Here is a 12,914-nt window from a genome sequence, read left to right on the forward strand (position 1 = left end):
ATGATGCTGGCTCTTTTTTGTACGTGTGTCATTCAGAATAACCAACGCTTAATGTGCCGCTAACCAATTCACCCCCTCACCAATCTCTATTTCAATTGGCACGGTAGTTTTAATTGCGGTCTTCATTCGATGTGTAATGATCTCTTTCATTGCTGCTACTTCTGTCTTCAGCACATCAAACACCAACTCATCATGTACCTGCATGGTCATTTTAGACTGCAAGCCTTGCGCCTGAATATCCTTATGGATATTAATCATAGCTACCTTGATCATATCCGCAGCAGAACCTTGTATCGGTGCATTGATCGCATTTCGCTCTGCAAAACCACGAACCGTCTGATTAGCCGAATTGATATCACGCAAATACCTTCTTCTGCCTAGAATTGTTTCTACGTATCCATTTTCACGCGCAGCGTGCATGGTGTCGGCCATATATCTTTTGATACCCGGATATTGAGTGAAATATTGATCTATAATCGCTGCTGCCTCTTTTCTTGGTATGCCAAGGTTCTGTGACAATCCAAAAGCAGATTGCCCATATATGATCCCAAAGTTTACCGCTTTGGCATTACGACGCTGTGTTGCGTCTACTTCTTCAATAGAAAGACCATATACTTTAGCTGCTGTCGCAGTGTGAATGTCTATCCCCTTATCAAAAGCCTCCAACATGTTCTCTTCTTTACTGATCTCTGCAATAATGCGGAGTTCTATCTGCGAATAATCCGCAGAAAGGAGGATATGATCTTCATCCCTGGCAATAAATGCTTTACGCACTTCCCTACCACGCTCTGTACGGATCGGGATGTTCTGCAGGTTAGGGTTATTTGAACTTAACCTTCCTGTTGCAGCCACAGCTTGATTATAACTGGTATGCACACGTCCCGTTTTAGGGTTTACCAACAAAGGTAAAGCATCTACATAGGTTGATTTTAGCTTTTGCAACTGACGGAAATCCAGAATATCCTGAACGATGTCGCTTTTATGTGCCAAGGCCAACAACACATCCTCTCCGGTTTGATATTGCCCGGTTTTGGTCTTTTTAGCTTTAGGATCAAGCTGTAGTTTATCAAAAAGCACCTCTCCCAATTGCTTTGGTGAGGCCAGGTTAAACTTAATGCCACATTTATCGTATACATTCTGTTCAAACCTTCTAATATCCAGCTCCAGCTCTTTAGAGTAATTGATCAGGGTATCCATATCAATCCTTACCCCTTCTTTTTCCATATCAGCAAGTACATAAATCAAAGGATTTTCTACTTCTGTTGCTAATTTTTCGGCGTTTAGCTCTTTTAGTAATGGTGTAAAAAAATTGGCCAGCTGTAAGGTTACATCTGCGTCTTCCGCGGCATAATCTACCACCTGCTCTACCGGAACATCACGCATATTACCCTGCCCCTTACCTTTTGCTCCAATTAAGGTGGTGATTGAAATTGGCGAATAATTTAAATAATTCTCCGACAGTACATCCATATTGTGTCTGGTGTCCGGGTCTATCAGGTAGTGTGCCAACATGGTATCAAACAACCTTCCCTTTAAAGAGATGCCATACCATTTCAGGATCAGCATATCATATTTAATATTCTGCCCTATTTTTACAATGTTCTCATTTTCCAATACGGGTTTAAACTCGTCAACAATCTGTTGTGCACCTTCCTTATTGGCAGGCACAGGCACATAATAACCTTCGCCCGGTTTAATACTAAAGGATATCCCCACTAAATCGGACAGATTCGCATCTGTTCCGGTGGTTTCCGTATCAAAAGAGATCCTTTCCTGCTGCTGTAAAAGCTCAATTAATGACTTACGCAATTCAGGGGTATCGGCTAACTTATAATCATGTGGTGTATTTTCTATGGTTTTAAGTGGCACCATTTCATGTTGAGGTGGTGGCGGTGGACTAACCACCACTTGAACACTTCTTACAGGTTCACCTACAGCATTACCAAAAAGGTCTGTTTGTTGAGCAACTACTGTAGTGCCTCCTCTATTAAAATCATCGCCAAATACTCTTTTTCCAATGGTTCTAAATTCCAATTCGGCAAATAGAGGCTCCAACAATTCACGGCTGGGCGTTTCTACTTCTAATGCCGTTTCATCAAATTCTACCGGAACATTTAATAGAATTGTCGCCAGTTTTTTAGACAACAGCCCTTGCTCTGCGAAGGTTTCTACATTTTCCCGTTGCTTACCCTTCAATTCATGGGAATGCGCAATGATGTTTTCTACCGAACCATATTGCTTGATCAATGATTTGGCTGTCTTTTCTCCAATTCCAGGAATGCCGGGGATATTGTCGACCGCATCTCCCCAAAGCCCTAAAATATCGATAACTTGTTCTACGTTTTCAACTTCCCATTTCTCCAACACTTCCTTTACGCCCAGGATCTCCATTTCATTACCCATTCGTGCCGGCTTATAAATAAAGATATTTTCTGTCACCAATTGGGCAAAATCCTTATCCGGGGTCATACAAAATACCTGGAAACCTTTTTGTTCAGCCTCTTTAGCCAAAGTACCGATGATATCATCTGCCTCATAGCCGTCTTTTGTAATTACGGGAATTCTAAATCCTTCTATGAGTTTAAAAACATAGGGTAAGGCCGCCGAAAGATCCTCGGGCATAGACTGACGATGTGCTTTATAAGCCTCAAAATCGGTATGTCTTTCGGTAGGTGCCGCGGTATCAAAAACTACGGCGATATGTGTTGGATTCTCCTTTTTAAGTATTTCCATTAGGGTATTGGCAAAACCCATCACGGCCGAAGTGTTGACTCCTGCTGAAGTAAATCTGGGGTTTTTACTCAATGCAAAATGTGCCCTGTAAATCAGCGCCATACCGTCAAGAAGAAAAAGTCGTTTCATATTTTTTATTTAAAATTACTCGGATAAAGGTAACAATACTCCGTTGGACCACAACAAAAACAGAATAATTTCCGTTATTTGATCATTATGAAACGGATAAAAGTATACGCCTTACTGTTGATGCTTTCTATAACCGCAATTGCGGTAAAAGCCCAGGATGCTGTGGTTATTTCTGATGGAAATTTTGTTAGGGGAACCATACAGGGCACGGATTTTTCGACGGTTATACTTAAAAATGATGATGGAAGCATTACTCAATTTAAAGCGAAAGACATCAAAGAGTTTTTATGGAATGGCGAAACTTACGTTAGCAAACCTATTGTTATCAAAAAACGCATGGAACTACGCTTTTTTAAAATGATAGAAAGAGGTGCCGTAAACTTATATAGCATCGGAGGGAACGGTGCAGCCGAACAACCTCAGCAAAGAAGGCCACGCATACAGCCTAGCATAGGTATTGGTGGCGGTACAGGCGGCTTTGGTGGACTAGGCGGCGGTGTGGGCATTACCATAGGCGGCGGACGAAACAGGCAAGATGATCAACCAAGAGCCGTTGCCCCTACAGCTTATTTCATTGAACGTTTTGGCACCGGACCAATGACTGAACTTCCGGTTAATGGAGGGAATTCTGAAGGTAAAAACCAGCAAATTAAAGAGGTGTTATTGCAAAAGCTGACCAATGATGAAGACCTGGCCGAGCGTATAAAGGCTACAGAAACCTTTGATGCTAAACTTATCAAGGCTTTTGTAGCCGCTTACAACGATATGCACAAATAAGTTACCTGCTGATACACGTTTCCATATGGTCGTTTACCATACCTACGGCCTGCATGTGGGCGTAACAAATTGTGGTGCCAAAAAACTTGAAGCCCCGCTTTTTCATGTCCTTACTGATGGCATCGGATATTTCCGTTCTGGCCGGAACATCCTTTAAAGTAACCACCTTGTTCATAATTGGTTGCTTCCCTGGTAAAAATCCCCATATATAATCAGAAAAAGAACCAAATTCCTTCTGTATGGCCATAAACAGTTTGGCATTGGTAATTGCGGCCTTTACTTTTAGTTTGTTTCTGATGATCCCGGGATCATTCATCAAGCGTTCTTCATCCGCCTCTGTAAATGCAGCAACTTTCTGCACATCAAAGTTGGCAAAAGCCTTTCTATACCCTTCTCTTCTTTTCAAGATGGTGATCCAGCTTAAACCGGCCTGAGCACCTTCGAGAATTAAAAATTCGAACATGACCTTATCATCATAAACGGGCTTCCCCCATTCTTCATCGTGATATTTAATATACATAGGGTCAGTTCCACACCACCCGCATCTGATTTGTTCTTCCATCATTTACGAACTTAACTCGTCCCAATATTCAACTGCCCTGCGGTAATGAGGGATCACAATAGAACCTCCAACTAAGTTTGCAATCATAAAGACCTCATTGATCTCTTCGTTACTTACCCCCTCATTATAGCACTTCTCTAAATGATATTTGATACAATCATCACATCTTAAGACCATTGAAGCAACCAGTCCCAACATCTCTTTGGTCTTTACATTTAATGCTCCTTCGGCATAGGTTGTGGTATCCAGCGCAAAAAACCGTTTGATATTGGTATTGGCAGTCTCCATGATCCTATCGTTCATTTTAGTCCGATAGTCGTTAAATTCTTCTACTAGTTTTCCCATATTATAATTCTTGTAATGGATCCCAGAAATGTTTTTTAAAGTTCTGTATCTTATCGTCTTTTACGACAATTCCCTCCTTCTCGAGCAATTCCTGCATCAGATCAGGGGTTTTAAAATGGAACTTCCCGGTAAGCAGTCCACTGCTATTTACGACCCTATGTGCCGGAACAGGCGGATGTGCGAGGCCAGCATTGCTCATGGCATAGCCCACCATACGAGCAGAACCACCAGCACCCAGGCTTTTGGCGATGGCTCCATAAGAGGTTACCCTTCCTTTTGGGATTAGCCTTACCAACTCAAAAACCTGGTCGTAAAATGATTGTTCCATTTAATATCGTGTTACTTCAAAGAGAACTGTATATAGTTAATGCTCTTGTCGTGTTTTAAATAGATGCGTTCGTAATGTGTTTTAATAGAAAGCACCTCATCATAAAACTCCGATTTATACAACTGATCTGTTTTCTTATGAGTTTGCAGTCTAAGCTCTTCTACCTTTTCTACGGTATAAAGATATAAGCCATCGTTATCTGTTTTTAAATTTATTTTACCTCCCGGTTTCAAGAAGGTTTTATATTTATCTAAAAATCCTGGAAAGGTTAAGCGTTTCTTTTCGCGGCTGTCCTGAGGTTGTGGGTCTGGAAAAGTGATCCAAATTTCATCTATCTCATTTTCACCAAAAAATTCCATGATATCTTCAATCTGGATTCTTAAAAAAGCCAGGTTAGCAATTCCTTCATCCATTCCTGTACGTGCGCCGCGCCATATCCTGTTTCCTTTTAGGTCAACCCCGATAAAATTCTTTTCCGGAAACAGCTTTGCCATACTAACGGCATATTCTCCTTTTCCGCACGCCAATTCGAGCACTACAGGATGCTCATTTTTAAAATGTTGTGATGCCCATTTACCCTTTAATTCTTTTCCAGCATCCAACTGATAAACATTTGGGAAGGTGTCTATTTCCGCAAACTTTCTTAATTTATCTTTACCCACTATTTTGTTTTTTGTACAAACTTAGGCAAATAGTTATTTTATACCTCCCGCCGCTCTGAATTTATTTAAGGATTCTACACATTCATGACTGCTTTTCGTACTTTTGTGACCTCATTATAAGATACGTGGAAAAAAACGCAAAAATATACGTAGCAGGACACCGGGGAATGGTTGGCTCTGCAATTTACCGGAAATTACAAAAAGAAGGCTACAGCAACTTGATCACCAGAACATCAGCAGAACTTGATTTACGCAATCAACAGGCTGTTACTGATTTTTTTGCAGCTGAGCAGCCTGACTATGTGTTTTTGGCGGCAGCGAAGGTTGGCGGTATTATTGCCAACAACACCTATCGGGCCGATTTTCTTTACGAAAACCTATGTATCCAAAATAATGTAATCCATCAGGCTTATAAAACCGGGGTTAAAAAGCTAATGTTTCTGGGCTCCAGCTGCATTTACCCTAAGCTGGCACCACAACCACTTAAGGAAGAATACTTGCTTACAGGCTTGCTTGAAGAAACCAATGAACCTTATGCCATTGCTAAGATTGCTGGGATTAAAATGGCCGATGCCTATCGTTCCCAATACAACTGCAATTTTATTTCTGTAATGCCAACGAACCTATATGGTTACAATGACAATTACCATCCACAAAATTCTCATGTATTGCCAGCGCTGATTCGCAAATTTCATGAAGCGAAGGTAAACCAACATACCGAAGTTAATATTTGGGGATCAGGAACGCCAATGCGGGAGTTTTTATTTGCTGATGACTTGGCCGATGCGTGCTATTTCTTAATGCAAAATTATAATGAAGCCGGATTTTTGAATATCGGTACCGGCGAAGATTTAACCATAAAGGATCTGGCTATACTGATCAAAAACATTATCGGATTTGAAGGAGCGCTGACTTTCGATAGCAGCAAACCTGATGGAACTCCACGTAAATTAATGGATGTATCTAAATTACATGCATTGGGATGGAGACATAAAATAGAACTGGAAGAGGGCATTAAGCTTGCCTATGAGGATTTTTTAGAGAAGCATAGCTAAAATTGATATATTTGCTAAAGAAAAATAAACTTTAGCTATATGACCTTAGTTCAACTGGAATACATTGTAGCCGTAGATACTTACAGGAGTTTTGTGGGTGCGGCCGACAAGTGCTTTGTTACTCAGCCTACACTGAGTATGCAGGTTCAAAAGCTGGAAGAAATGCTGAATGTTAAGATCTTCGATCGCAGCAAGCAACCTGTTGTTCCAACAGAAATCGGAGCTCAGATCATTGAACAGGCACGACTGGTATTGCAGGAAAGTCAAAAGATCAAAGAAATTATCAACAACCAACAACAGGAAGTTACCGGCGAGATTAAAGTTGGCATCATCCCTACTGTTGCGCCTTACTTATTGCCAAAGGTAATTTCGGCAATGATGGAGAAATATCCCGATTTGAAATTGCTGATCTGGGAGTATACTACTGAAGACATCATACATCATCTAAAAACCGGCGTACTGGATTGTGGGATTCTCGCCACACCACTCGGCGACAATGCCATAGATGAATTACCCCTCTACTACGAAAACTTTGTCACTTACATCAGCAAAAACAGCAAGCTATATAAAAAGAAAGCTATTGATGCTGATGACCTGGAAGACGAAAACATCTGGCTGCTTAACGAAGGTCATTGTATGAGATCTCAGGTGTTAAACATTTGCCGTTCAACCAAGCAAAACAGACTTCAGGGCCTAACTTACAACACGGGTAGTGTAGAAACGCTGATCAGGATGGTAGACATGAATAACGGCGCTACTTTGCTACCTGAGCTGGCCTTAGAAGAACTGAGCAGCAGACAACTGAACAAAGTAAGGCATTTTAAATCACCAGAGCCCGTAAGGGAGATTAGCCTTGCTACGCATAAGAATTTCATTAAAAAAAGGATGTTAAACGCATTAAAGGATGAAATACTGGCAGTTATCCCAAAAACAATGAAGCAGAAAAAGAAAAAGGATGTGGTAGGTATATAAAGCTTTAGCTTTTGATTATATACAAGTTTACTATATATTCGGAGTCTAATTTCCGGGAAAGCCCATGTTTTCTAACCAAACTAAACCTATCAGCATATTGTGCTGGAAACTTACTATAGTTCTGCTTTGCACACTAAACACTTTTGTGTCAAAAGCGCAGGATAAGGTTTTATTAAATGATAGCATCAGTAAACATATCTTCATCTATAAGGAAATAGAATACTTTATAGACACCACAAACAGCCTTACTATAAATGATGTTACTAAACCTTCATTTTCTAATAAATTTAAGCCCAGCAAAACTTTTACGCCTACGAATTACCAATATCTGCACAATGGCTGGTACCGCATCAAAATAAATCACAGTAGCCTTGTGAAGAATAGTTGGGTGCTTGAATTTTTTGACCAGACTATTGAAGAAATACATTTTTATACCCCTGATCATCATGGAAAATATTCCATGCAAAACTTTGGTGCAGCACGGCCTTTTGACCATAGAATTTACTTCCATAAGAACTTTGTTATCAATCTGGATACCGCTTTTAAAGGTGATCGCACCTATTATTTTTCTGCCAAATCAAGCCATCCCTCAAACGTAATGGTTGTGCTCAAACCTGTTGTGTCCTATTTTAAATATGCACTAAAGGAATATTACCTTTTTGGAATTTACTACGGAATGATCCTCATCTTCAGTCTGTATAATTTCATGATGTTTCTTGCTGTTAAGCAAAAGCAATATATCTATTACATCGTTTACAATTTAAGTATCGGGATGTTTGAAATGAGTTCTAATGGGATTGCATATCAATATCTCTGGCCTGATTCACCCGAATGGAATGGAATTGCTTTTGGCGTCATGCTTTACATTGCCAGCATCTCTTCTATGTTATTTACCCGCGAGTTTTTATACACAAAAACAAAAGCGCCCACATTAAATAAACTTATCCTTGGGGCCATTGGTCTGAGAACCCTCTTTTTTGCATCATGCTTATTTATTGATCAACAGCTATTTAACTATAAATACATAGAAATCTTTCCACTAATTATTTGCTATTTTACCGGTTGGTATGTTTATAGAAAAGGTTACCGCCCGGCAAGGTTCTTTGTGGCCGGTTATACATTTCTTGTCTTAGGTGTTCTGATTAGAGTTGTGAAAACAGTTTACCCATATAATCTTCCCTTTGGCCCGGCAAACTTTTACAGCCTCAGCTTTTGCTTTATTATGGAAATGCTATTTGTTTCCTTCGCCATTAGTGATAAAGTACGTCTGCTGAAAAAGAAAAAAGACAAAGCTCAATCGCGCATGTTTCAGGAAATAAAGTTAAACCAGCGTCTAAAGGACAATCAGAATAAGGAACTGGAAAAACAGGTATTGCTTAGAACCAAAGAGGTGATCGCGCAATCTGAAATTATTAAATCTCAAAATGAAGAGCTTCTTAACATGAATGAGCTACTCAATCTTAAAGCAGAAGAGATCAATAAAATAAATGAGTTTCTGAAAAAAGATAACATTGACCTGCAAATAGATATTGAAAAGGTAAGTCAGGCAAGAGTGATGTCTAAAGAAGTTGACTTTACCGAATTCAGTAAAATATACCCTGACAACAACGCCTGTTTTAAATTCCTTGCAGAGCTGAAGTGGAACGATCAGTACAATTGTCGTAAATGCGATAATGAGAATCATTTTGAAGGCGAAACTCCTTTTAGCAGAAGGTGCTCTAAATGCGGTTACGATGAGTCTGTAACGACGAATACGATCTTCCACAATAGCAAAATCCCCATCAACAAAGCATTCTACATTATCTTTTTGATGTATTCCAGCAATGGTAAAATCTCTTCTTACAAGCTATCAGAAATTCTTTCTATGAGACAGGGAACCTGCTGGGCCTATAGTAATAAAGTCAAAAAAATAATGGAAGAGCGGAAGAAAGAGCTCAAAAATGCAGGAGAAAAGGGCTGGAGCAAACTCGTTCTGGGATAAAGTCATCTTTTTTAAAATTTATTGATGTGTATTAAAGTCCAATGGCACAAATTGGCAAATAGAAGTTTTACGCCTGTATATCAGCCTAAAAGCTCAACTGTCTTAATGCCGACAAAGCGTCTTAAACACAGCATAACTATCTATAAATTAGAACATTGCACAAAAATAAACTTGTTTTATTAGATCCTAGTACTATACATTTGTATAAATAACCAAATACAAACAAACACATTCAGCACTTCATGAAACGGAAATCCTTATCCATCCTAGTTTTGGCCCTGCTCCTATTTTTAGCAGCGCCCAAAGGATACGCACAAAACAACCTGATTACCAACACAGCGGCACGTCAATCTGTAAGCTTAAACGGGAAATGGCAGTACATTGTAGATCCTTACGAAACCGGGTTTTATGATTATCGGTTTAAAGAACGGGCTGCGAATGACAGAGAAGCCTATTGGAACTCGGATGTGCCGGATAACAAGCTAGATCGTAAAGAGCATGGTTACATTTCAAAATACAGTATTAATGTACCCGGTGACTGGAACTCTCAGGACCCCAAATTCCTATATTATGAAGGCACCGTTTGGTATAAAAAGTCTTTTGATTTTAAAAAGCAAAACCCTTCAGATAAGTTATTCTTATATTTTGGAGCCGTAAATTATAGAGCGGATGTATACCTAAACGGCAAGAAACTGGGAAGCCATAAGGGTGGCTTTACCCCATTTAATTTCGAAATTCCGGATTCTGTTTTAAAGGAAAAATCAAACTTTTTAGTTGTTAAAATAGACAATAAGCGATTCGCCAATGAAATACCTACACTAAATACGGATTGGTGGAATTATGGCGGTATTACGCGGGATGTACTCCTGATCAGTGTTCCAAAAACACATATCAGAGATTATGTGATACAACTCAATCCACAAAACCCTGCTGGTAACGAGGTTTTAGGGAATGTAAAACTTGATGGTCCGGTAAACAATGAAATGGTAACCATAGAGATCCCTGAGCTAAAGCTTAAAAAACAATTTAAAGTTGTCGGGAACGAAGCTCAAATCAAATTTAACCTTCCAAAGTTCCAGCGTTGGTCGCCAGAAACCCCAAAACTTTATGAAGTGATTGTTTCGGGGAATAACGATCGGGTAAAGGAAAAGATTGGCTTTCGTACGATCAAAACGAATGGAATTCAATTAACCCTGAATGATAAACCTGTCTTTTTAAGAGGCATTAGTATTCATAGCGAAATTCCTCAGGAATCAAGAAGGGCTTATAGTCAAAAAGATGCAGCGCAATTACTTGGTTGGGCTAAAGAACTGGGCTGCAACATGGTTCGCTTAGCACATTACCCGCACGATGAAAAAATGACCAGACTTGCCGATTCACTTGGCCTGCTTGTGTGGTCGGAGATCCCGGTTTATTGGACCATAGACTTTGCAAGTCAGGAAGTCCTGGAAAAAGCAAAGAAACAATTAGATGAAATGATCACAAGAGACCACAACCGAGCCAGTGTCATTATTTGGTCGGTAGGAAATGAAACTCCTGTTAGTGAAACAAGAACAAATTTCATGAAATCCTTGCTAGAAACAGCCAAAAAGGATGATCCAACGCGACTTGTTGCAGCGGCTCTGGAAGTTAACTATCACTCTAGTGAAAATCTAAGAACAATTGACGACCCTCTTGGTGAGTTTGTAGACATTGTTGCTTTTAATCAATACCTGGGTTGGTATGGCGGCACACCGGAAAGCTGCAGACAAGCGAATTGGGCAACGAAATACAATAAACCCTTATTTATCAGTGAAACAGGCGCTGAAGCACTTGGAGGCTATCACGGCGACCGGTCAACATTGTGGACTGAGGAGTTTCAGGAGTGGTTTTACCAAGAACAAGTAGCGATGCTTAAACGTATGCCTGCCAATTTTGTCGGTATCTCTCCATGGATTCTAGCAGATTTCCGATCACCAAGAAGAAACAATCCAACCTATCAGGAAGGCTGGAATAACAAAGGCTTCATTGACCAAAACGGAAGAAAAAAGAAATCCTTTTTCATCTTAAAAGACTATTACAACGAAATCCAGCAAACACAAAAATAAATATGAAGAGATTAATAGGGCCATTCTTACTACTGCTATTATTGGCCGGTTTTAACAAAAATACATTTGCCCAAAGCAAAGGGTTCTTCCGGACAAATCAGGAAGAAATAATTGGTCCGGATGGCAAACCTTTTCTGATCAAAGGAACGAACCTGGGCAATTGGCTTGTTCCTGAAGGCTACATGTTTAAGTTTAAAAACACGAACTCTCCGACAAAAATCCATGAAACGTTTGCCCAACTAATCGGTCCGGAGGCCACCAAACAATTCTGGAAAAAATATTTAAACAACTACATCACTGAAGCCGACATCCAGTATTTAAAGAAGATTGGCGTAAACTCTATCAGAGTTCCATTCAATTACCGTCTTTTCACCAACGAAGACTACTTAGGAGACAATAATGCTTCCAGAGGGATGGAATTACTTGACCGGGTAATTAAATGGTGTAAAAACGAAGGATTATATGTTATTCTGGATATGCATTGTGCACCTGGTGGTCAAACCGGAGATAATATTGACGATAGCTATGGGTACCCTTTCCTTTTTAAAAATAAAGAAAATCAACAGCTCACAATTGACATCTGGAAGAAAATAGCCACACGCTATAAAAACGAACAAACTGTTATGGGTTATGATCTGCTAAACGAACCTATCGCCCATTATTTCAATGCAGATTCTTTAAACCACCTGTTGCTCCCCCTATACAAGAAGATTGTTAAGGAAATCAGAACGGTAGACAAAAACCACATCGTCTTTCTGGGCGGAGCGCAATGGAATACCAACTTTAAAGTATTTGATGAATTCTTTGATTCCAATGCCGTTTACACATTCCACAAATATGGCGATCAACCTTCATTGGGTAGCATCAAAAAGTTCATTGATTTTAGAGCGCAGCATAAGGTGCCGATATACATAGGCGAAACCGGTGAAAATACAGATGAATGGATCACTGAATTTAGATCCTTACTGGAAAAGAACAATATAGGGTGGCACTTCTGGCCTTACAAAAAAATGGATAGTCCAAAAAATATCGCGTCCATTGTTCCTCCTCAGAATTACAATCTGTTGATTGATTACGCAGAAACGCCAAAGAATAGCTACAAAGATATCCGCGAAATCAAAATAGACAGGATCAAGATCCAACAAGCACTTACCGATTTCCTGGAGGCCTGTAAGTTTGACAAATGCAACTTTAACAAGGGATATATAACGGCACTTGGCCTTAAAGCCGGTTCGTAATTGTATGCCTTTATAATCCGTAAAACAACTAACCAAATATAAACC

11 protein-coding genes are annotated in these 12,914 nt (G+C 39.8%); 6 read left to right on the forward strand and 5 right to left on the reverse strand.

Features of this window, described 5'->3' with window-relative positions; genetic code table 11:
* Nucleotides 1-48: 48 nt before the first annotated feature.
* The gene (gene polA / locus P0Y49_20870; protein ID WEK19232.1) at nt 49-2,862 is read right to left on the reverse strand and encodes a DNA polymerase I; all 2,814 of its coding nucleotides are present in this window, start codon (nt 2,860-2,862) and stop codon (nt 49-51) included.
* Nucleotides 2,863-2,949: 87 nt separating this feature from the next.
* Between polA and P0Y49_20875 the strand changes: the two genes are divergently transcribed.
* Nucleotides 2,950-3,639, forward strand: a complete 690-nt coding sequence (locus P0Y49_20875) for a hypothetical protein (GenBank protein ID WEK19233.1) — start codon at nt 2,950-2,952, stop codon at nt 3,637-3,639.
* A 1-nt stretch (nt 3,640) separates the two neighbouring features.
* Here the strand turns inward: P0Y49_20875 and P0Y49_20880 are convergent, their stop codons facing one another.
* From P0Y49_20880 to trmB, 4 genes are read right to left on the reverse strand one after another with little or no spacing between them, the layout of a single operon-like run.
* Nucleotides 3,641-4,204: a DNA-3-methyladenine glycosylase I gene (locus P0Y49_20880; protein ID WEK19234.1), complete on the reverse strand. Its 564-nt coding sequence runs from the start codon at nt 4,202-4,204 to the stop codon at nt 3,641-3,643.
* Nucleotides 4,205-4,546 carry a carboxymuconolactone decarboxylase family protein gene (locus tag P0Y49_20885; protein ID WEK19235.1) on the reverse strand — a complete coding sequence of 114 codons (342 nt, stop codon included), beginning with the start codon at nt 4,544-4,546 and terminating at the stop codon, nt 4,205-4,207.
* Between the two features lies 1 nt (nt 4,547).
* On the reverse strand, nt 4,548-4,874 hold the full coding sequence (locus P0Y49_20890) for an MGMT family protein (protein WEK19236.1): 327 nt from the start codon (nt 4,872-4,874) through the stop codon (nt 4,548-4,550).
* Between the two features lie 11 nt (nt 4,875-4,885).
* Nucleotides 4,886-5,536 carry a tRNA (guanosine(46)-N7)-methyltransferase TrmB gene (gene trmB, locus P0Y49_20895; protein WEK19237.1) on the reverse strand — a complete coding sequence of 217 codons (651 nt, stop codon included), beginning with the start codon at nt 5,534-5,536 and terminating at the stop codon, nt 4,886-4,888.
* Between the two features lie 113 nt (nt 5,537-5,649).
* On the opposite strand from trmB, the gene P0Y49_20900 reads away from it, so the two are divergent.
* The 5 genes from P0Y49_20900 to P0Y49_20920 all read left to right on the forward strand — a co-directional run bounded on the left by P0Y49_20900 (nt 5,650) and on the right by P0Y49_20920 (nt 12,869).
* Nucleotides 5,650-6,591, forward strand: coding sequence for a GDP-L-fucose synthase (locus tag P0Y49_20900; GenBank protein WEK21818.1), 942 nt, complete (start codon nt 5,650-5,652; stop codon nt 6,589-6,591).
* Between the two features lie 39 nt (nt 6,592-6,630).
* Nucleotides 6,631-7,563 carry a LysR substrate-binding domain-containing protein gene (locus P0Y49_20905; protein WEK19238.1) on the forward strand — a complete coding sequence of 311 codons (933 nt, stop codon included), beginning with the start codon at nt 6,631-6,633 and terminating at the stop codon, nt 7,561-7,563.
* Between the two features lie 145 nt (nt 7,564-7,708).
* Entirely contained in the window at nt 7,709-9,544 is a 1,836-nt protein-coding gene (locus tag P0Y49_20910) for a 7TM diverse intracellular signaling domain-containing protein (GenBank protein WEK19239.1), read from the forward strand.
* A 242-nt stretch (nt 9,545-9,786) separates the two neighbouring features.
* Nucleotides 9,787-11,631 (forward strand): glycoside hydrolase family 2 TIM barrel-domain containing protein, encoded by a 1,845-nt coding sequence (locus tag P0Y49_20915; GenBank protein WEK19240.1) that lies wholly within the window; start codon nt 9,787-9,789, stop codon nt 11,629-11,631.
* Nucleotides 11,632-11,633: 2 nt separating this feature from the next.
* Nucleotides 11,634-12,869 (forward strand): cellulase family glycosylhydrolase, encoded by a 1,236-nt coding sequence (locus P0Y49_20920; GenBank protein ID WEK19241.1) that lies wholly within the window; start codon nt 11,634-11,636, stop codon nt 12,867-12,869.
* The last annotated feature ends 45 nt before the right edge of the window (nt 12,870-12,914 follow it).

It is taken from the genome of Candidatus Pedobacter colombiensis, from assembly GCA_029202485.1.
In the GTDB taxonomy this organism is placed as follows: Bacteria; Bacteroidota; Bacteroidia; order Sphingobacteriales; family Sphingobacteriaceae; genus Pedobacter; species Pedobacter colombiensis.

What these genes read in the sequence shown, in the direction of transcription:
- polA (WEK19232.1), bottom strand. Translation starts at nt 2,862, where the DNA reads ATGAAACGACTTTTTCTTCTTGACGGTATGGCGCTGATTTACAGGGCA.
- P0Y49_20875 (WEK19233.1), top strand. Translation starts at nt 2,950, where the DNA reads ATGAAACGGATAAAAGTATACGCCTTACTGTTGATGCTTTCTATAACC.
- P0Y49_20880 (WEK19234.1), bottom strand. Translation starts at nt 4,204, where the DNA reads ATGATGGAAGAACAAATCAGATGCGGGTGGTGTGGAACTGACCCTATG.
- P0Y49_20885 (WEK19235.1), bottom strand. Translation starts at nt 4,546, where the DNA reads ATGGGAAAACTAGTAGAAGAATTTAACGACTATCGGACTAAAATGAAC.
- P0Y49_20890 (WEK19236.1), bottom strand. Translation starts at nt 4,874, where the DNA reads ATGGAACAATCATTTTACGACCAGGTTTTTGAGTTGGTAAGGCTAATC.
- P0Y49_20905 (WEK19238.1), top strand. Translation starts at nt 6,631, where the DNA reads ATGACCTTAGTTCAACTGGAATACATTGTAGCCGTAGATACTTACAGG.
- P0Y49_20915 (WEK19240.1), top strand. Translation starts at nt 9,787, where the DNA reads ATGAAACGGAAATCCTTATCCATCCTAGTTTTGGCCCTGCTCCTATTT.
- P0Y49_20920 (WEK19241.1), top strand. Translation starts at nt 11,634, where the DNA reads ATGAAGAGATTAATAGGGCCATTCTTACTACTGCTATTATTGGCCGGT.